Annotated in this window: 16 protein-coding genes; 12 read left to right on the top strand and 4 right to left on the bottom strand. The window is 67.3% G+C overall.

What is annotated here, in order from left to right; translation table 11 throughout:
- The first annotated feature begins 18 nt into the window (after positions 1-18).
- Both QO259_RS02900 and QO259_RS02895 read left to right on the top strand, forming a co-directional pair.
- Positions 19-1029, top strand: a complete 1011-nt coding sequence (locus QO259_RS02900; RefSeq protein WP_285951716.1) for a PDR/VanB family oxidoreductase — start codon at positions 19-21, stop codon at positions 1027-1029.
- Positions 1030-1062: 33 nt separating this feature from the next.
- Positions 1063-2451: an MFS transporter gene (locus QO259_RS02895; RefSeq protein ID WP_285951715.1), complete on the top strand. Its 1389-nt coding sequence runs from the start codon at positions 1063-1065 to the stop codon at positions 2449-2451.
- A 152-nt stretch (positions 2452-2603) separates the two neighbouring features.
- Here QO259_RS02895 and QO259_RS02890 read toward each other — a convergent pair whose 3' ends face one another.
- The 3 genes from QO259_RS02890 to doeA form a co-directional block, all read right to left on the bottom strand.
- The gene (locus QO259_RS02890) at positions 2604-3077 is read right to left on the bottom strand and encodes an Lrp/AsnC family transcriptional regulator (protein ID WP_285951714.1); all 474 of its coding nucleotides are present in this window, start codon (positions 3075-3077) and stop codon (positions 2604-2606) included.
- Complete coding sequence (gene doeB / locus QO259_RS02885) at positions 3074-4153, bottom strand: N(2)-acetyl-L-2,4-diaminobutanoate deacetylase DoeB (protein ID WP_285951713.1); 1080 nt, start codon at positions 4151-4153, stop codon at positions 3074-3076. The genes QO259_RS02890 and doeB overlap by 4 nt, the downstream gene beginning before the upstream one ends.
- Before the next feature lie 171 nt (positions 4154-4324).
- On the bottom strand, positions 4325-5524 hold the full coding sequence (gene doeA, locus QO259_RS02880; RefSeq protein WP_035470808.1) for an ectoine hydrolase DoeA: 1200 nt from the start codon (positions 5522-5524) through the stop codon (positions 4325-4327).
- Between the two features lie 199 nt (positions 5525-5723).
- On the opposite strand from doeA, the gene ehuR reads away from it, so the two are divergent.
- From ehuR to QO259_RS02855, 5 genes are all read left to right on the top strand, one after another.
- Complete coding sequence (gene ehuR, locus QO259_RS02875) at positions 5724-7130, top strand: MocR-like ectoine utilization transcription factor EhuR (RefSeq protein WP_285951712.1); 1407 nt, start codon at positions 5724-5726, stop codon at positions 7128-7130.
- Positions 7131-7172: 42 nt separating this feature from the next.
- Entirely contained in the window at positions 7173-8108 is a 936-nt protein-coding gene (locus tag QO259_RS02870; RefSeq protein WP_285951711.1) for a 2-hydroxyacid dehydrogenase, read from the top strand.
- Positions 8109-8319: 211 nt separating this feature from the next.
- Entirely contained in the window at positions 8320-9603 is a 1284-nt protein-coding gene (locus tag QO259_RS02865; protein WP_285951710.1) for an MFS transporter, read from the top strand.
- A 118-nt stretch (positions 9604-9721) separates the two neighbouring features.
- The gene (locus tag QO259_RS02860; RefSeq protein ID WP_285951709.1) at positions 9722-10405 is read left to right on the top strand and encodes a hypothetical protein; all 684 of its coding nucleotides are present in this window, start codon (positions 9722-9724) and stop codon (positions 10403-10405) included.
- Positions 10406-10495: 90 nt separating this feature from the next.
- Positions 10496-11422 (top strand): LysO family transporter, encoded by a 927-nt coding sequence (locus tag QO259_RS02855; RefSeq protein WP_285951708.1) that lies wholly within the window; start codon positions 10496-10498, stop codon positions 11420-11422.
- Positions 11423-11562: 140 nt separating this feature from the next.
- Here the strand turns inward: QO259_RS02855 and QO259_RS02850 are convergent, their stop codons facing one another.
- The gene (locus QO259_RS02850; RefSeq protein ID WP_285951707.1) at positions 11563-13152 is read right to left on the bottom strand and encodes a carbohydrate porin; all 1590 of its coding nucleotides are present in this window, start codon (positions 13150-13152) and stop codon (positions 11563-11565) included.
- A 473-nt stretch (positions 13153-13625) separates the two neighbouring features.
- Here QO259_RS02850 and QO259_RS02845 point away from each other — a divergent pair, with 473 nt between their 5' ends.
- From QO259_RS02845 to QO259_RS02825, 5 genes are all read left to right on the top strand, one after another.
- Entirely contained in the window at positions 13626-14891 is a 1266-nt protein-coding gene (locus QO259_RS02845; protein WP_285951706.1) for an ABC transporter substrate-binding protein, read from the top strand.
- A 39-nt stretch (positions 14892-14930) separates the two neighbouring features.
- On the top strand, positions 14931-15917 hold the full coding sequence (locus tag QO259_RS02840; RefSeq protein WP_502949144.1) for a carbohydrate ABC transporter permease: 987 nt from the start codon (positions 14931-14933) through the stop codon (positions 15915-15917).
- Positions 15914-16756: a carbohydrate ABC transporter permease gene (locus QO259_RS02835; RefSeq protein ID WP_285951704.1), complete on the top strand. Its 843-nt coding sequence runs from the start codon at positions 15914-15916 to the stop codon at positions 16754-16756. The genes QO259_RS02840 and QO259_RS02835 overlap by 4 nt, the downstream gene beginning before the upstream one ends.
- 72 nt (positions 16757-16828) lie before the next feature.
- Positions 16829-17953, top strand: coding sequence for an ABC transporter ATP-binding protein (locus QO259_RS02830; RefSeq protein WP_207031518.1), 1125 nt, complete (start codon positions 16829-16831; stop codon positions 17951-17953).
- Positions 17950-19245, top strand: coding sequence for an ABC transporter substrate-binding protein (locus QO259_RS02825; protein ID WP_285951703.1), 1296 nt, complete (start codon positions 17950-17952; stop codon positions 19243-19245). The genes QO259_RS02830 and QO259_RS02825 overlap by 4 nt, the downstream gene beginning before the upstream one ends.
- Positions 19246-19287 lie beyond the last annotated feature (42 nt).

Raw genomic sequence — 19287 nt, 5'->3', positions numbered from 1 at the left:
TGCGGCCAGGAGAGACCCATGAACCCTCGCAGCCTGCCTTCGGTCCACACCCCGCCCCGCTGGGAGTCGGCCACCCTTGCGCGCAGCCACGATCTGGGTAGCGACGTGCGCCTGTTCGAGGTGCGCCCCGACAGCGGCGCGACCGCAGCCTATACCCCGGGGAGCCATCTGCCGCTGCAGCTCGACGTCAGCGGCCACCCCCAGACCCGCCACTACTCGCTGCTCGAGGAGGCCGGCGAGGCCGGCGTCTACCGCTTCGCGGTCAAGCGCCTGGTCCATAGCCGCGGTGGCAGCGAGCACCTGTGGCAGCTCGCCCCCGGCGATCCGCTGACCATCGCGGCACCGGCCAACCACTTCCCGCTGTCGTTCGCCAACCCCGAGTACCTGCTGATCGCCGGCGGTATCGGTATCACCCCGCTCTACGGCATGGCGCTGGCACTCCAGCGCGCCGGCAAGCGCCTGCGTCTGATCTATGTCTCCCGGGACAGTGCCCGCGATCACTTCGCCACGGCGCTCTCTGAACTGGGCGCGGCGCTGGAGGTGTACTCGGATTCGGCCAGCGCGGCACCGGCGATCGCCCGCGCGGTGGCCGCCCTCGACCCGGCCGGAGAGGCCTATCTGTGTGGCCCGGCGGGCCTGCGCAGGCATGTCCGCGCGCTGTGGGAAGCCGAGGCGCGGCCACCCTGGGCGCTGCGCTACGAGACCTTCGCCAACGGTGGCGAGCGCCCGGAGGAGACCTTCGAGGTCAGCGTGCGCAATCTGGGGATCAGCTTCGAGGTACCCCCGCACCGCTCACTGCTGGAGTCGCTGCTCGATCACGACATCGAGGCGCTCTACGACTGCCAGCGCGGCGAGTGCGGCCTGTGTGCGGTCGACGTGGTCAGCCACGAAGGCAGCATCGACCACCGCGACGTCTACTTCAGCGCCCGCCAGCACGCCGCCGACGACAAGCTGTGTACCTGTGTCTCGCGCATCGCCGGCCACGGCCGCGTGGTGATCGACACCAGCCGTCAGGGTATCCGTGACTGACGCACGTCGTTTCACCCCCAGGAGGGAAAGGGCATGACACTGGACACCGCCGCTGACATCGATCCGCGCAAGCTGCTCGACGAGGCCCCGATGGGGCGCGCCCAGGTGCTGGCCGTGGCGACCACGGTCGCACTCAATGCGCTGGATGGCTTCGACGTGCTGGCGATCAGCTTCGCCGCACCGGGTATCGTCGCCGAGTGGGGGATCAACCGCGCCGAGCTCGGCGTGGTGCTGGCCATGGAACTGATCGGCATGGCCCTGGGCTCGATCCTGCTCGGCGGGGTGACCGATCGTTTCGGCCGGCGTCCGGTCAACCTCGGCTGCCTGCTGCTGATGGCGCTGGGCATGCTGATGGCCGCGCGCGCCGACAGCGTGGCTGAGCTGGGTGCCTGGCGCGTGCTCACTGGGGTCGGCATCGGCGGCATGCTCGCCTCGATCAACGCCACCGCCGCCGAATACGCCAACCGCAAGAGCCGCAATCTGTGCGTCTCGCTGATGGCGATCGGCTATCCGCTGGGTGCCATCGTCGGCGGCACCATCGCCGCTCAGCTACTGCGGCTGTTCGACTGGCGCGCGGTGTTCTACTTCGGCGCCCTGGTGACGGTGCTGATGATCCCGCTCACCGCCTGGCTGCTGCGCGAGACCGTGCCCTACTTGTGCCAGCGCCGCCCCGTCGGGGCGCTCGAAAGGATCAACCGCGAACTGCGCCGTCTCGGCCACGCCACAGTGGCACGGCTACCGGCACCGCCAGCCCGCAGCGACGGCGACTCGCCGCTGGCGCTGTTCGGCCCCACGCTGATCCGGGTCACCCTGCTGCTGACGCTGGCCTACTTCATGCACATCGCCACTTTCTACTTCATCCTCAAGTGGGTGCCGGAGATCGTCGTCGGCATGGGGTTCGACCCCGCCAACGCCGCCGGCGTACTGGTCTGGGCCAATATCGGCGGCGCCCTGGGCGGTGCCTTGCTGGGGCTGCTCGGGCGCCATCTGCCGATCCATCGCCTCACCATCGCCGCGCTCTGCCTGTCGGTGATCATGGTGACCCTGTTCGGCCACGGTGCCGACTCGCTGGCCGGCATCTCGCTGCTGGTCGCGGTGACCGGTTTCTGTACCAACGCCGGTGTGGTCGGCCTCTACGCGCTCTTCGCCCAGCGCTTCCCCACCGCCCAGCGCGCCTCCGGCACCGGCTTCGCGATCGGCATCGGCCGCGGCGGTGCGGCGCTCTCACCCATCGTGGTCGGCGTGCTGTTCACCCTCGATCTCGACCTGCAGGCGGTGGCGATCGTCATGGCCCTGGGGGCCGCGATCGCCGCCGTGGCGGTGCTGCTGCTCGGCCCCGAGCCGATTCAAACAGAGCAGCCCCGAGCCCAAGAAGAGAATACCTCCCACGCCCGGCTCACGTCGGATCGCCCGAGCGGCTAGACGGTACCCGCGCCGCTGTCGAACCGGATGCTCTTACTAACGCCCAGACGCAGAAAACCCGGCATATGCCGGGTTTTTCTGATGAGAACGACACACCTGGCAAACAGGTGAGAAGGGGCGGAGCTGGCATTCAAACTCAGGACGCCTTCCCCTCAGCCCTCGGGGTCGGGCAGTGCCGGCGGCCCGTGGCGCTTGACCGTCTTGGTGACGATATAGGTGAAGTAGCGCTCGATGCCGAGATCCGACACCAGCCAGGCGTCGATCAGCCGCTGGTAGGCGTCGATGCTCTCCAGCTCGATCTTGACCAGGTAATCCATGCCGCCGCCGATGGCGAAGCACTCGGCCACGGCGTCGCTCTCTGCGACCAGGCGCTCGAAGCGCGCGAAGCTCTCGGCATTGTGCTGCTTGAGTTCGACCTGGACCCACACCGGGGTCAGCTTGACCAGCACCTCGGTGTCGATCCGCGCGCTGTAGCCACGAATGACGCCCGCCTTCTCGAGCCGCTTGACCCGCTCCCAGCAGGGGCTGACGGAGAGGTTGATCGCCTCCGCCAGGCGCGATTTGGTGATACGCCCGTCGCGGCTCAGGATCGCCAGGATCTTGAGATCGTAGCGGTCGAGTCTCATTCGACCGGCTTCGGGGTCGATAAAGCGCCGACCGGCTTCGGGGTCGAGAACGAATCTCTCTCCAACGACTGCACCACTTCCGCGACCACCGCGATGGTGTCGCCCATGCCGACCTTGGCCGGGAAGCGCCGGGCGATCAGCACGCCATCGCGCTGGGCGCGGTACTCGACCGGGTCGGTACCGGTGCGGGTCATGTCATAGATTCGCGCCAGCACGTCGCCCTGCTTGACCATCTCTCCCAGCGACACCGTAAGCTCCAGCAGCCCGGCGTGCTCGCTCTGCACATAGCAGCTGGCATCGGGCATATCGACGTAGATCATCGGCTCGTCGGCGCTCTCCAGCTCACCGTCGATCAGGCCGTAGTGGATCAGGAAGTTGCGCACGCCGCGCTCGCTGATGGCCAGGCTGGCCGGGGTCGAGGTGCCGCCACCGCCGAGCTCGGTGGTGACGAAGGTCTTGCCCTGGGACTCCACCGCAGTGTCGTAGAGCCGGGTGGCATCGAGCTCGAACATCATCATCGCGTAGGGCGCGCCGAAGGCTACCGCACCGCCCAGGCTGGCGCGCTCCTGCTCCAGATCGTCGAGGCGATGGGCGGCGGCGAAGGGCACGATATCCAGGGTGCGGCCACCGGAGTGCAGGTCGAGGGCGACGTCGCACATCGGCACCAGCACGCGGGTAAAGTAGTCGGCGATCTGGCTGGTCACGCTGCCATCCGGGTCGCCGGGAAAGCTGCGGTTGAGGTTGCCACCGTCCAGCGGCGAGGTGCGCTTGCCGGCTTCAGCCGCCGGCACGTTCATCATCGGCACGATGATCACCCGCCCGCGCACATCACCCGCCTTGAGGCTATTGGAAAGTTTCATCAGTGCGGTGATGCCTTCGTACTCGTCGCCGTGGTTGCCGCCGGTGAGCAGCGCCGTCGGCCCTTCGCCGTTGGCGACCACGGTGATCGGGATCATCACCGCACCCCAGGCGGACTCGTCCACCGAGATTGGCAGCTTGAGAAAACCGTGCTGCACGCCCTGGACGTCGAAGTCGACGCTGGCGCTGATCGGACTGGGACGCTGGGATGCGGACATGCGAAATCTCCTCGCTGAAGCGGATGATATTCATGCAGCGCCACGGCGCGACGACCACTGGACGCAGCATCGAAAAACGACATTCCTTACGGAATCTCGGGCCGCATCGACAGCGGCCCTGATTGACGCACGGCTACCGCCGCAGAGCGGGTCGGCGAACGGCTGGCGCGTCTATTTGACGAACAGCTGCCGGGGAAACTCGCACAGCGGCTCGGCGCCGTGCTCGGTGATCAGGATACTCTCGGTGATCTCCAGGCCCCAGTCGTCCATCCACATGCCCGGCATGAAGTGGAACGTCATCCCCGGCTCGAGAATCGTCTCGTCCGAGGGGCGCAGGCTCATGGTGCGCTCGCCCCAGTCCGGCGGATAGCTGATCCCGATGGGATAGCCACAGCGTGCGCCGCCGCGGTCGAAGCCGTACTTGTCCATCGCCGCACCCAGGGCCAGCGCGATGTCGGCACAGCGATTGCCGGGCTTGGCCACGGCGAGGCCGTTCTCGATGCCTTCGAGCAGCGCCGACTCGCCGCGCAGAAACTCCTTGGGCGGCGTGCCCAGGAAGACCGTGCGCGACAGCGGCGCGTGGTAGCGCTTGTAGCAGCCGGCGATCTCGAAAAACGTCCCCTCACCGCGGCGGAACGGGGTGTCGTCCCAGGTCAGGTGAGGCGCGGCGGCATCGCTGCCGGTGGGCAGCAGCGGCACGATGGCAGGATAGTCGCCGCCATGCACCACGCCGTTGGGGTCGGTCCAGCCCTCGGTGCCGACGCGGTAGATCTCGGAGACCAGCTTGCTCTTGGCCAGGCCCGGCTCGATCATCTCCAGGATGCGCGAGTGCATGCCTTCGACGATGCGCGCCGCCACGCGCATGTAGGCGATCTCCTGCGGCGACTTGATCGCGCGGCACCAGTTGACCAGCGCCGTGGCATCGCTCAACTGGGCGTGGGGCAGCTCCTTGACCAGGCTGGTGTAGGCCCGCGCCGAGAAGTAGTAGTTGTCCATCTCCAGGCCGATGCTGCCGGTATGCCAGCCATACTCCGGCAGTACCGACTGGGCCAGATACTCCATCGGATGCATGTCCGGGTTCTGCACGTAGTAATCCGGGTAGTAGCGTACCCGCTCCTCGTGCATCCAGCAGGTGCGCCAGGCACCGTTGGCATCCTGACGCCGGCCGTACCACACCGGCTCGCCTTCCAGCCCCACCAGCACGCACTGATGGACATAGAACGACCAGCCGTCGTAGCCGGTCAGCCAGGCCATGTTGGAGGGGTCGCTGACGATCAGCACATCGAGGCCACGGTTGGCCATCGACACGCGCACCTTGTGCAAACGGCTGGCGTACTCTTCACGCGAAAAAGGCAGGGAAACCTGGAACATGGAGCCACTCGACTAACGGGACCGAATTATCAGGACGCAGGCTGCCAGCGCGCCTAGCACCGGCCTGTCCTACCGCTTGCCGACCGGATGTGAAATTGTCATGATCGATTCTCGCAAAAATCAGGACAATTAGCGGTCAATGCATCAAGGGCGATAGTAGCATCGTCGCGCGTCCTGGCGTCAAAGGCTTTATTGCATCATGACAATCGACCTCACACCCTATCTATCGACCCAGGGGCCGAAGTATCTGGCGATCGCCCGTGCCCTGGCCGAGGCGCTGCGCCACGGCGCCATTTCGCCGGGTACCCGACTGCCCACCCACCGCGAGCTGGCAGAGACTCTCGGGGTCAGCGTGCAGACCGTATCCCGGGCCTACGAGCAGGCGGAGAAGAGTGGCCTGGTGCAGGCCCGGGTCGGCAGCGGTACCTGGATTCGCGATACCGAGGGCGATACCGAAAACGAGTTCCTGCGCGCGCCGGCCACCCTCGCCGACGACAGCCTGATCGATCTCTCGATCGCCCATCCGGTGTGTCTGCCGTCCCACCATTTGCGCTTTCGTGAAGCCCTGGCAGAGCTTGCGCGTACCGCCCACGCCGACGTAATCGGCGCCTGCCGCCCGATCGCCGGCCTGATCCATCAGCGCGAGCGTGCCGACGCCTGGCTGCGCGAGCGCCTGGGGGTGCCCGGCGAGGTGGAGGAGCGGCTGCTCTGCAACGGTGCCGCCCACGGCCTGATGCTGGCGATCGCCACCGTGGTCCAGCACGGCGACATAGTGCTCACCGAGTCGCTCACCGACCACGGTCTGATCTCGCTGGCGCGCACGCTTGGCTTCCAGCTGCGCGGGGTCGCCATCGACCATCAGGGCGTGCTGCCCGAGGCGCTGGAAGCGGCCATCGTGCGCCACCGCCCGCCGGCGGTGTGCCTCACCCCGACCCAGCTCAACCCCACCGGTGCGACCATGGAGAACGCGCGGCGCGATGCCGTCGCCCGGGTGCTCGAGCGCCACGGCGTGTGGCTGATCGAGGACGACGTCCACGCCCTGCTCGAACCGCCCGGGCTGACCCCGCTCACCGCGCGCCTGCCGCTGCAGAGCTTCCACGTCACCAGCCTGACCAAGGCCACCGTGCCCGGGCTGCGCGCCGGCTATCTCAGCGTGCCCCGCGGGCAGATGCACCACACCCTGCCGCGCCTGCGCGCCACCAGCTGGATGGCGACACCGCTGGTGTTCGAGCTGGCCGACTACTGGCTCGCCAACGGCATGATCGATACGCTGGCGCATGAACAGCGCCAACTGCTCGCCGAGCGCCAATCGCTGACCGCTCGCCGTCTGGCCGGCCACGCCATCGATGCGCGACCCAGCAGCCTGCACGCCTGGATCGCGCTGCCGTCGCCGTGGCGCGCCGAGGAGCTCAAGCAGCAGGCGCGTCAGGAGGGCGTGGCGATCACCACCGCGCAGCCGTTTCTGGTCGCGCAGACGCCGGCGCCGCAGCGCGTGCGTCTCAGCCTGGGCGCCGAGAGCGACCTGGGGCGGCTGGCCCACGCCCTCGACGTGCTCGCCCGGCTGCTCGGCGAGGCACCGCCGCCGATGCTGGAAATCGTCTACTGAAGCGGGCGCGTTCCCGCGCCGGCGCTACGCCCAGGAGGCAACATGCAGGTACTGATCTATCACCAGGACGCCGCGCAGTGGCGCGACGTACTCGCCCAGCGCCTGCCCGAGGCGCAATTCCACCTGGGCGCCGAGCACGGCAACCCCCAGGTCGACTATCTGGTGGCGTGGAAGCCGCCGGCCTCGCTGTTCGAGGAGCAGCGTGGGCTGCGCGGTATCGTCAATCTCGGTGCCGGGGTCGACGCTCTGCTCAACAACCCCGCGCTGCCGCGCGAGATTCCCATCGTCAAGCTGCGCGACGCCGGTATGGGCGAGCTGATCGGCGACTACGTGCGCTACGGCGTGCTCCACTTCCAGCGCGACTTCGACCGCTACCAGCGCCAGCAGCGCACGCAGAGCTGGCGCGAGGTCCCGGTGGTCGACAAGGCCGAGTGGGGTATCGGCGTACTCGGCCTGGGCGCGATCGGTACCCGCGTAGCGCAGATGCTGGCCGCCGGCGGCTATCCCGTGCACGGCTGGAGCCGCTCGCCCAAGCAGCTCGAGGGCATCACCTGCCACCATGGCGATGCCGGTCTCGATGCCTTGCTCGGTCAGGTCATGACGCTGGTGACGCTGTTGCCGGACACCCCGGCCACCCGTCACCTGATCGATCGCGAGACCCTGGCCAAGCTGCCCGCCGGGGCCAGCCTGATCAATCCCGGGCGCGGCACCTTGATCGACGAAACCGCCCTGCTAGACGCCCTCGGCAGCGGCGAGGCCGACGACGACGCGCACCTGCGCGGGGCGCTGCTCGACGCCTTCCCACAGGAGCCGCTGCCGGCCGAGAGCCCGCTATGGCGCCACCCGCGCATTCTGATCACCCCGCACATGGCCGGCCCCACGCCGATCGGCGCCGCCGCCGATCAGGTCGCCGAAGCGCTGGGCCGGCTATCCCGTGGCGAGGCGGTCGAGACCATCGACCCCGATGCCGGCTATTGAACACAGCCATGAACATAGCCACCGACGACACCCGACACTGCGATCGCGCCGCGGCCGAATCCAGCCGCGCCCGCGCACTTCATCCTAGCGCGGGTCTCATCCACACTGCGGTGAGCGCCCCTCGGGCTGGCTGCGGCTGAGCGCCGATGCCCCGGTGCGCCTATCACGTACAGGTCAGATGCCGCCCACGAGCGCCAGAGAGGGGAACGCCATGAGAAATGTCTCCAGCACCAGCTTCGCGGCGTTCGGCGCGGTGCTCATTGCCATCAGCTATGGCGTGGCGCGTTTCGCCTTCGGTCTTTTCGTCCCGCAGATCCGCGACGACCTGGCCCTCACCACCTACACGATCGGGGTGATCGGCGCGCTGCCGCTGGTGAGCTTCCTGCTCTCCACCGGCTTCGCCCCGGTGCTCGCCAACCGCCTGGGCGCCCGCTATGCGGCGATGATCTCGGCCAGCTTCGGCGTCGCCGGGTTGGCGCTCATCAGCCAGGCGGCGAGCGCCATCACCCTGGGTATCGGCGTCTTCTCCTGCGGTATCTGCACCGGGCTGATGATGCCGGCACTGACCACAGGCATGCAGGCCGTGGTCAAGCGCACCCTGCATGCGCGGGTCAGCTCGTTCATGAACGCGGGCACCAGCATCGGCATCATGGTTGCCGTGCCCACGGTGATTTTCATGACCGGCGCCTGGCGCACCGCCTACCTCTCTTTCACCGCACTGGCCATCGCCGGCCTGTGTGCCACATGGTTCTTCCTGCCCGCGGTATCGCGGCTGACGCCCGCCGAGGCCGCCCCACCGCCGCCGCTCGGTGAGCTGCCCTGGTCGCGTCTGATCCGCCTGTCGCTGTTCGCGTTCTTGATGGGCTTCGTCTCGTCGGCATACTGGATCTTCGCCCCCGATCTGGTGATCACCCTCGGCGGCGGCTCGGCAGGCGCCACCGGCTGGCTCTGGTTCGCGGTGGGCGTGGCGGGTCTGGGCGGCGCCGTGGTCGCCGACCTCGCCGACCGCAACAATCCGCCGATCACCCAGGCGCTGATGCTGATGATGCTCGCCGCCAGCATGCTGCTGCTGGCAGCCGCTCCGGCCCAGCCCGGGCTGACGCTCTTTTCGGCGCTGATCTTCGGGCTCTCCTATATGAGCTTGACCGGGCTCTATCTGATGACCGGCATCCGCCTGCTGCCGGGGCGTCTGTCGGCCGGCCCGGTGTTTCCCTTCATGGCCGTGGCGCTGGGCCAGGCGGCGGGCTCGCCGGTAATCGGGCGCTTGATCGATCTGTTCGACTACACCTACGCCTTCTCGTTGATCGCCGCACTGGGCATCGTCGTCGCCATCCTCTCGCCCTTCTATCCCGGCTATATCGCCGAGGCCCAGGAGGAGCCCGAAGAGGAGGCCGGGCTGGAGGGCGCTTACGCCTACCAGCTCCAGGACGAGGCGGGCCAGCCGCTGGAGGATCCGGTGGACGATACCCTGGAGGAGGCCAAGCCCACGGCGTGATCAAGGTAGCCTCGCCGGAAGCGAGCACGCCGCTTATTGCACACCCGCTTGCGGCGCGCGTGAACCTTTGGCCGCAATCGGCATCAACAGAGCCAAGCCTCCAGCCTGAGTTCAGACGATGTCCACCCTCACCTCGATGCTACTCTCACTCGCCCTACTGCTGCTCGGTACGACCACGGCGCTGGCGCAAAGCGCACCGACGCCCTTCGTGGCCCACTACCGCCTGGCCATCAACGGCTGGCCGGATGCCACCATCACCCACCGCCTGAGCCGGCACGGCGAGACCTGGGAGAGCGCGATGCAGGCCAGCATCAAGATCGCCCACGGCGAGGAGCTTGGGCGCTTCGCCGTAAAGGGCGATGACGTGCAGGCCCTCGACTACACCTCGGGCTACTCGCTGCTGGGGATCGGCGATGACTACCACCTGAGCGCCAAGCAGCTGAAACGCCTGCCCGACCGCCAGACCGCGCTGTTCGAGCTCGCGCGCGAGGCCCCCGAGGCGCGCTGTCGCAGCGACCAGGTCTCGCCCTGTCAGTTGACCTATCAGGATCACAAGGGACGCGACAAGACGCTCTACTATCGGGTGACCGGTGAAGAGGAAGTCACCACACCGGCCGGCAAGTTTCCGGGGGTCAGCGTCGATACCTGGGACGCCGACCCGGAAAAGCGCGGCCGTCATCTGTTCCTGACCTTCGACCGCGACGTGCCCGGCCTGCTGCTGGCCAGCCGCTACGTGCGCGACGGTGAGCAGCGCAGTCAGCTCAGCCTGCTCGATGTCAGCTTCCCGCGCGAAGGGAGTTGAATGACGTAGCGTCTCGAATTACAGTTTCGACTCGTCAACGGGCGCCCCAACAGGGCGCCCGTTTTCATTGTTCATGTTGCTGAGGCCGCCATGCTGCTGGGCTTGCTGTGGATACTATTGCCGCTGATCGTCGGCTATCTGATACCGGTCCGACACGCCGGCGTGCGCCGCGGCATCGACCGTGGCGTGAGCGCCTCGGTCTACGTCATCCTGCTGCTGATGGGCATCGGCCTGGGCGGGATGGAGAATCTGCTGGGCCAGCTCTCGACCATCGGCGCCACCGCCACCACCCTGTTCCTGGTGATCTCGCCACTCAATCTGCTCGCCCTGTGGTGGCTGTCTCGGCGGCCGCTGGCGCGGGTCGAGCGCATCGCCGGCGACGATGCGCCGCCGCTGGGCAAGTGGCAGGCGATGAAGGGCTCGGTGCTGCTGTGCGCCGTGGTCGCGCTCGGCGTGCTGCTCGGCGCGGGCATGCGCCTGCTCGGCTGGCATCCGGCGGCCCAGGCCGAGACCCTGGCCACCTGGACCCTCTACGCCCTGCTCGGCCTGATCGGCTGCCAGCTGCGCAATTCAGGGCTCGGACTGCGTCAGATCCTGCTCAACCGGCTGGGGCTGGCGATCGCCGGCGTAGTACTGGTGAGCTCGCTGCTCGCCGGGCTGCTCGCCGCGCCGCTGCTGACGCTGCCCTGGAATCAGGGCATGGCGCTGGCCGCGGGCTTCGGCTGGTACTCGCTGTCGGGCATTCTGATCGGCGACCAGATCGGTCCCGTACTGGGGGGAGCAGCCTTCTTCAACGACCTGGCCCGGGAGCTGCTGGCCTTTCTGCTGGTGCCGCTGTTCATCCGCGGCGCGGTGCCGCTGGCGATCGGCTACAGCGGCGCCACGGCGATGGACTTCACCCTGCCGGTGATCCAGAAGCACGGCGGCATCGCCTGCGTGCCGGTGGCCATCGTCAGCGGCTTTCTGCTCTCACTACTCTCACCGCCGCTGATCCTGCTGCTGCTCTCGTTCAGCTGACCTCGCACCGCCTTTCACCTCTCACCCACCAGCGCTGCCCAGCACGTCTGAAACGCGACACCCCGCCGATCACGATCGGCGGGGTGTCGGGCCACACGGCCCGCCGCTGAGGGCGGGCTCGAGCCAGATCGGCTCTCGGTCTAGAACCACACCTCCATCTGAGTCCCGAAGGTCCACTGCCCGCCGGTGAAGTTGTCTTTGCCCAGGGCATCGTCGCCGGCGAAGTTATTGAGCTCTTTGTCCCAGTCGCTATAGCTGGCGAATACGCGGATCTCCGGACGCTGCCAGAAGCCGCCCACCTGGGGCTTGAAGGTTGGCGCCAGGGTAAAGCGGGTGTAACCGCCCTCCACCGCATTGCGCCCCTTGTAGCCCTTGGGATCGAGGTCCATCCACTGGTAGCTGGCTTCGTACTGCATCTCGAAGTTTTGGGTCAGCTCGTTGGCGAAACGCAGGTTGAAGGTGGCCCAGTCGTAGCTATCGCCGTTGGCGTAGCGATCCTCGCTGGTCTGAGCCAGCACCGCCGGGGCCACGCGCCAGCGCGGCGCCACATAGGTGGTGCCGTAGAGCGCCAGCCGCGTGGTCTTGGCGTCGTCGGTCAGATTGCCGTCGGAACCCAGCGCCTTGACCTCGGCCCCCAGCCCTTCACCGTGGAGCAGCGCGGCGACAGTATTACCCTCGCTGACCCCGAAGAAGCTGTCACCGTGATAGGCGAGCATGCCATGGAAGCCATGGTCGGCCGCCTTGGCGCTGCTGCCGGTATCGCGCTCGTCGTTATCGTTGGCGGAGAGACCGCTGAGCATCCACTGAAACGGGCCGACATAGTTGTTGGTGGAGAGGATCAAGGCATCGGTACTGCCGGTCAGGTCCGGGTCTTCGCTGGTGACCACCGGGAAGTCGCTGAAGCTGCGCCCGTAGAGCGTGAGGTTGGTGCTCCAGTCGTCGTTGACCGCCACGTCGTAGACACCGGCACCGGTACCGGCGAGGAAGATGACATCGCTGTCGAGCCAGTGGATATCGAAGTTGTTGCGATCGAAGCGCTTACCGGCCCAGATCTTGGCGTTCTCGAAGGGGCCGGTGAAGCTGGGCAGATCGCTGAACTCGACGAACGCCTGACGCACGTTGAGCTGCGACTCGTCGGCGGTCCAGTCGTTACTGGTAGTGGTGCCATCCGCCAGCATGATGCGATAGAGCGACTTGGCACCGTTGTCGAAGGTCTGGTTGTAGTTGAGCACGGTCTCGACATAGGTGTCCGGCTCGTTGCCCAGCCGCCCCACCGCTCCACCGCTGGCGCCCGCCGGAGTCAGGTAGGGGCCGCCGGGGGCGCTCTTGCCATCGTCGCCGAGCAGCAGCCCGGAGCGGGCGTAGACGCTCAGCGAGAGACCGTCGTCAGCGTTCTTGGCCGCCTCGGCGCTGCGACTTTCGGCCTGGCTCTCGACCGCGGCGAGTCGCGTATCGAGGGACTGATCCTCGAGTGAATCGAGCTTCTGCTCGGCCAGATTGGCGCGCTGTTCGGCGGTGGCCGCACGCTGCTCGGCCGCGGCCACTCTGGCTTCGAGGGCTGCCAGGCGCGCTTCCAGGCTGGGATTCGACTGCGCCTGCGCCGCGGAGACGGCACCCAATGAGGCCAGTGCCACCCCGATGGCGAGTCCGGTCTTGCGAAACCCCGGTGTTGCCTGGCGCGCCGTGCGCCGGCGTGAACGTTCGATCGAATCGACCGCTGATCTGGACATGACATGCTCCTGTTGTGGTTGTTGTCGTCCCCCTCGCCCGCCGGGCGCTACTCCTCCGACTCGTCCGCCGACTCGGCGGGAGCGCCGCGCCGTCTTTCCCGGGCCCGATTCCGGTCCCCTGCCCTGGCCCAAGAGTGACGGTATTTGCGAGACGTGACGCAAGGCGGAACTTAAACGTTTAAGAGTCGCATGAAAACATCGACAAAAGGCGCTGTGACCAAGGTCTAAAGCGCTCGCGTCAGGGTTATCGACTATCGATCGTGCCTTTCATCTCTCAAGTCTTTACAACCAAAGTCCGGGTTGAGCCGGCGCAAACAAGTGGCATAACTTGGCTGCGAACTTAAACGATTAAGATCGCGTCTGGATTGCCGCAGATCAAGGCGAGCCGCATCCAACCGCGACACTCGGGCGCACGGCGATGACCACCGACGAGATCGCCCACAACAACAACCGGCACTCCCCAGGAGCCCAGGATGAAAACACGTTCTCTGCTAATGCTGGCGACCACCCTGACCGTCGCGGGCCAGGTCCAGGCCGCCGATCTCACCATCTCCTGCGGCGCGGTCGGCGCCGAGCTCACGCTGTGCAAGGAGGGCGTCGCACGCTGGGAGGCACAGAGCGGCCACAGCGTCGAGGTGGTCTCGACACCCAACTCCGCCACCGAGCGGCTCTCGCTCTATCAGCAGATCCTCAACGCGCGCTCCGGTGATATCGACGTGTTCCAGATCGACGTGGTGTGGCCGGGCATGCTGGCGCCGCACCTGATCGACCTCAACGAATACCTGCCCAAGGGCACCACCGATGACTTCTTCGAGGCCATCGTCGACAACAACACCGTCGATGGCCGGCTGGTGGCGATGCCGTGGTTCACCGATGCCGGGGTGCTCTACTACCGCAAGGATCTGCTGGATAAGTACGGCCTTGAGGTGCCCACCACCTGGGAGCAGCTGACCGAGGCGGCACGCACCGTCCAGGCCGGCGAGCGCCAGGCCGGGCACAAGGACTTCTGGGGTTTCGTGTTCCAGGGGCGCGCCTATGAGGGGCTGACGGTGGACGCGCTGGAGTGGATCGCCAGCTATCCCGACGGTGGCACCATCGTCGACGATGCCGGCGATATCACCATCGACAATCCGCAGGCGGCCAAGGCGCTGACCCTGGCAGCGAGCTGGATCGGCGATATCTCGCCCCAGGGGGTGCTCAACTACACCGAGGAGGAGTCGCGCGGGGTATTCCAGTCCGGCAATGCGCTGTTCATGCGCAACTGGCCCTACGCCTGGGATCTGGTGCAGTCCGAGCAGAGCGACATCCGTGACAAGGTCGGCGTGGTGGCACTGCCCGCCGGCGGCGCCGACGGCCACAGTGCGGCGGTGCTCGGCGGCTGGAATCTGGCGGTCTCGCGCTACAGCGAGCACCCGCAGATGGCCGCCGACCTGGTGGCCTTCCTGACCTCTCCGGAAGAGCAGAAGCGCCGCGCCATCGAAGGCTCCTATAACCCGACGCTGCCGGCGCTCTACAAGGACAAGGAAGTGCTCGCCGCGGTGCCCTTCTTCGGCACCCTCTACACCACTTTCACTTCGGCGATTCCGCGCCCCTCGGCGGTGACCGGCGACAAGTATCCGCGGGTCTCCAACGCTTTCTTCAACACCGTGCATGAAGTGCTCTCCGGCAAGGTCGACGCGGCCCAGGGCCTGGCGTCACTGCAGAGCGAACTCGAGCGCATCAAGCGGCGCCGCTGGTAAGCGGCCGGGAGGCAATCCATGGCTAATCGGCAACCCACGATGGCGCAGACGCCGGCCGCCCCTAACCCGGGCGGCACGCTGGAAGCCAACCCGCCGGTACGGCCGCGCCGCGAGCGCGGCACCCGGGTACGAAGGCGCCGGGTGCGCGCGGCCTGGCTGTTCCTGACCCCGATGCTGGTCGGCCTGGCGCTGGTCGCCGGCTGGCCGCTGGCGCGCACCTTCTGGTTCAGCGTCACCGACGCCAGCCTGTCGAGCCTCGAAGGCGCCAACTTCATCGGGCTCGAGAACTACTTGGTCTATGACAACGGCTGGTACGGCATCCTCGCCGACCCGCTGTGGTGGCAGTCGGTGTGGAACACGCTCTACTTCGCGCTGGTGTCGGTATCGCTGGAGGCGGTGCTGGGGGTGATCGTGGCGCTGGTGCTCAACGCCCACTTCCGCGGCCGCACCCTGGTACGCGCGGCGATGCTGATCCCGTGGGCGATCCCCACCGTGGTCTCGGCCAAGATCTGGGCGTGGATGCTCAACGATCAGTTCGGGATCATCAACCACCTGCTGATGACCCTGGGGCTGATCGACGCACCGCTGTCGTGGACCGCCGACGCCAGCCTGTCGATGTGGGCGGTGATCATGGTCGACGTGTGGAAGGCGACCCCGTTCGTCGCCCTGCTGGTCCTCGCGGCGCTGCAGATGCTGCCCTCGGACTGCTACGAGGCGGCCAAGGTCGACGGCATCCATCCGGTCCGGGTGTTCTTCCGCGTCACTCTGCCGCTGATCACCCCGGCCCTGCTGGTGGCGGTGATCTTCCGCGCCCTGGACGCGCTGCGCGTGTTCGACGTCATCTACGTGCTGACCTCCAACGCCGCCTCGACCATGACGATGTCGATCTACGCTCGCCAGCAGTTGGTGGAGTTCCAGGACGTGGGCTACGGCAGCGCCGCCTCGACGCTGTTGTTCATGATCATCGCGCTGGTCACGGTGGTCTATCTCTATCTCGGACGTCGCCAGCTGGGAGGTGGATCATGACGCTGCGCAGACTCAAGGCCATCGCACTGAAAACCGGCTTCTGGCTGCTGGTGGCGGTGCTGGTGCTCTATGCCATCTTCCCCTTCTACTACGCCATCGTGACCTCGCTGAAGCCGTCGAGCCAGCTGTTCGAGGTGAGCTACTGGGTCGATAGCCTGGACTTCTCCAACTACGTCACGGTGCTGTCGCAGCCGACCTTCCTGGCCGCGATCCGCAACTCGGTGGTGGTCGCCATCAGCGTGGTGCTCATCGCCCTGCTGCTGGGTCTGACCGCGGCCTGGGCGCTGGGCCGGGTGCGCTTTCGCGGGCGCACCACGGTGATGATGATCGTGCTGGGGGTGTCGATGTTCCCTCAGGTGGCGGTGCTCTCGGGGCTGTTCGAGGTGATCCGTACGCTCGATCTCTACAACTCACCCGGCGGGCTGATCCTCAGCTACACCATCTTCACCCTGCCGTTCACGGTGTGGATTCTGACCACCTTCATGCGCCAGCTCCCCGACGAGCTCGAGGAGGCAGCGATCGTCGACGGCGCCTCGCCCTGGGTCACTCTGACCAAGGTGTTCATGCCGCTGTTGTGGCCGGCGATGGCCACCACCGGCCTGCTGGCCTTCATCGCGGCGTGGAACGAGTTCCTGTTCGCCCTGACCTTCACCCTGACCGACTCGCAGCGCACGGTACCGGTGGCGATCGCGCTGATCTCCGGCGGCAGCCAGTACGAGCTGCCGTGGGGGCCGATCATGGCCGCCTCGGTGATCGTCACCGTACCGCTGGTGGTGCTGGTGGTGATCTTCCAGCGGCGTATCGTCTCCGGGCTCACCGCCGGTGCCGTCAAGGGCTGAACGCCCGTGATGCTTTCCGCGACTACTGATTTGCGCCACTACCGCTTTCCCCGTTTTCGGGTAGGAGAAACTATGGCTGGTCTGACGCTCGAACGAGTCAACAAGCGCTTCGGCAGCACCCAGGTGATCGACGACGTCTCGATGCAGATCGACAACGGTGAGTTCATCGTCTTCGTCGGCCCCTCGGGCTGCGGCAAGTCGACCCTGCTGCGCCTGATCGCCGGGCTCGAATCGATCACCCACGGCGATCTGATGATCGACGACCAACGGGTCAACAATCTGACGCCGCCTGAGCGCGGCATCGGCATGGTGTTCCAGTCCTATGCGCTCTATCCGCACATGAGCGTCTACGACAACATCGCCTTCGGCCTGAAACTGGCCAAGCAGGACAAGCAGACGGTGGACGAGCGGGTCCGCCAGACGGCCAAGATCCTGCAGCTCGACGAGCTGCTGGAGCGCCTGCCCAAGGCGCTCTCCGGCGGCCAGCGCCAGCGCGTGGCGATCGGCCGCGCGATGGCCCGCGAGCCCAAGATCCTGCTCTTCGACGAGCCGCTCTCCAACCTCGACGCAGCGCTGCGAGTGCAGACCCGCAACGAGATCGCGCGGCTCCACGAGCGCCTGGGCTCGACCATGATCTACGTCACCCACGATCAGGTCGAGGCGATGACCCTGGCCGACCGTATCGTGGTGCTCAACGCCGGCCACGTGGAGCAGATCGGTACCCCGCGGGAGCTCTACGAGCGCCCGGCGTCGCGCTTCGTTGCCGGCTTCATCGGCTCGCCCAAGATGAACTTCATCCAGGTCACCGCCGAGGCCGATGCCGAGCAGGGCTGCCGCGTGGAGATTCCCGCCGTCGGCCAGCGCACGCTGCCGCTGGCCCTGAGCGCCGGTGGCCCCAGCGAGACCACGCTGGGCGTGCGCCCGGAGCATCTGATCCCCACCGCCAGCGAGAGCGGCGAAGGCCTCGAGATCGTCAACGTCGAGTACCTCGGCAGCGAAGCCTACCTCTACCTGGAGCGCGATGACGGCGAGCTGCTGGTGTGCCGTACCCAGGCGCCCAGCCCGTTCCGCCGCGGCCAGCGGGTGACGCTCGATTTCGATCCGACTCACGCCCATCTGTTCGACCGCGACGGGCGCGCGGTGCCCCCGCACGAACGTCGCGAATCCCGTTCCGAGCCGCAGGGAGCCGCCTCATGAACCTCACGCGCTTCACCCGTTCAGTGATCAAGCCGCGCGGCTGGCGTGCCGCTCTGGGCCTGTTGGCCCTGCTGGGAGCAGCCTCGACGGCCCACGCCGCCGAGGTTGCCATTGCCTGCGGTGGCGGCGGCGACGGCGACTACTGCCCCACCGCGGCGCGCGCCTGGGCGGCGCAGAGCGGCAACAGCGTCAAGGTGGTGACTACCCCCAACGCCACCACCGAGAAGCTGGCGCTGTTCCAGCAGTTGCTCAACAGCCACTCCCAGGATGTCGACGTGATGATGGTCGATATCGCCTGGCCGGGGCTTTTGGCACCGCATCTGCTCGACCTCGGCGAGGCCGTGCCGCCGGCCGAGCGCGAGGCCTTCTTCCCGGCGCTGATCGAGGCCAATACCGTCGATGGCCGGCTGGTGGCACTGCCCTGGTACACCGATGCCGGCCTGCTCTACTACCGCCAGGATCTGCTCGACAAGTACCAACGCCCGGTGCCCCGGACCTGGCAAGAGATGGCCGACACCGCGGCCAGCATCCAGCAGGCCGAGCGCGCCGCCGGCGCCGACGAGATGTGGGGCTTCGTGTTCCAGGGGCGCGCCTACGAGGGCCTTACCTGCAACGCGCTGGAGTGGATCGCCGGCTACGGCGGCGGGCGCATCGTCGAAGCCGACGGCACGATCACGCTGGACAACCCCCGGGCCACGGCGGCACTGACCGAGGCGGCGAGCTGGATCGGAACCATCGCCCCGCGTGGGGTACTCAACTACACCGAGGAGGAGGCCCGCGGGGTGTTCCAGAGCGGCAACGCGGTGTTCATGCGCAACTGGCCCTACGTCTGGTCGCTGGCCCAGCGTGAGGGCAGCCGGGTACGTGGCAAGATCGGCGTCGCGCCGCTGCCCCACGGCCCTGATGCCGACTCGGTGAGCACCCTGGGTGGCTGGAACTTCGCCGTCTCGCGCTACACCGACACGCCGGAGGCGGCGATCTCGCTGGCACGCTATATGACCAGCGCCGATGTGCAGCGCCGTCACGCCCTGAACAATGGCATGAACCCGACCCGGATCGCGCTCTACGACGACCCCGAGGTAGTGGCGGCCAACCCCACCATGAGCGTGCTGCGCCCGGTACTGATGAACGCGGTGGCGCGCCCCTCGGCGGTGACCGGCGAGGCCTATGCCCGGGTCTCCAACGCCATCTTCAACGGCGTGCACGCGGTGCTCTCCGGACGCATCCAGCCGGCGGCGGCACTCGCCGACCTCGACCAGACCTTGACCCGACTCAAGCGGCGGCAGTGGTGATCGCCACGCCGGCCCTGACCCCATATTCACCTTGTGACGAGG

The organism is Salinicola sp. JS01 (assembly GCF_030284585.1).
GTDB lineage: Bacteria > Pseudomonadota > Gammaproteobacteria > Pseudomonadales > Halomonadaceae > Salinicola.
This window is presented reverse-complemented; position numbering and strand designations above follow the sequence as displayed.

Coding starts and splice junctions, on each gene's coding strand:
- QO259_RS02900 (WP_285951716.1), top strand. CDS start 19: ATGAACCCTCGCAGCCTGCCTTCGGTCCACACCCCGCCCCGCTGGGAG.
- QO259_RS02895 (WP_285951715.1), top strand. CDS start 1,063: ATGACACTGGACACCGCCGCTGACATCGATCCGCGCAAGCTGCTCGAC.
- QO259_RS02890 (WP_285951714.1), bottom strand. CDS start 3,077: ATGAGACTCGACCGCTACGATCTCAAGATCCTGGCGATCCTGAGCCGC.
- doeB (WP_285951713.1), bottom strand. CDS start 4,153: ATGTCCGCATCCCAGCGTCCCAGTCCGATCAGCGCCAGCGTCGACTTC.
- doeA (WP_035470808.1), bottom strand. CDS start 5,524: ATGTTCCAGGTTTCCCTGCCTTTTTCGCGTGAAGAGTACGCCAGCCGT.
- ehuR (WP_285951712.1), top strand. CDS start 5,724: ATGACAATCGACCTCACACCCTATCTATCGACCCAGGGGCCGAAGTAT.
- QO259_RS02870 (WP_285951711.1), top strand. CDS start 7,173: ATGCAGGTACTGATCTATCACCAGGACGCCGCGCAGTGGCGCGACGTA.
- QO259_RS02865 (WP_285951710.1), top strand. CDS start 8,320: ATGAGAAATGTCTCCAGCACCAGCTTCGCGGCGTTCGGCGCGGTGCTC.
- QO259_RS02860 (WP_285951709.1), top strand. CDS start 9,722: ATGTCCACCCTCACCTCGATGCTACTCTCACTCGCCCTACTGCTGCTC.
- QO259_RS02855 (WP_285951708.1), top strand. CDS start 10,496: ATGCTGCTGGGCTTGCTGTGGATACTATTGCCGCTGATCGTCGGCTAT.
- QO259_RS02850 (WP_285951707.1), bottom strand. CDS start 13,152: ATGTCCAGATCAGCGGTCGATTCGATCGAACGTTCACGCCGGCGCACG.
- QO259_RS02845 (WP_285951706.1), top strand. CDS start 13,626: ATGAAAACACGTTCTCTGCTAATGCTGGCGACCACCCTGACCGTCGCG.
- QO259_RS02840 (WP_502949144.1), top strand. CDS start 14,931: ATGGCGCAGACGCCGGCCGCCCCTAACCCGGGCGGCACGCTGGAAGCC.
- QO259_RS02835 (WP_285951704.1), top strand. CDS start 15,914: ATGACGCTGCGCAGACTCAAGGCCATCGCACTGAAAACCGGCTTCTGG.
- QO259_RS02830 (WP_207031518.1), top strand. CDS start 16,829: ATGGCTGGTCTGACGCTCGAACGAGTCAACAAGCGCTTCGGCAGCACC.
- QO259_RS02825 (WP_285951703.1), top strand. CDS start 17,950: ATGAACCTCACGCGCTTCACCCGTTCAGTGATCAAGCCGCGCGGCTGG.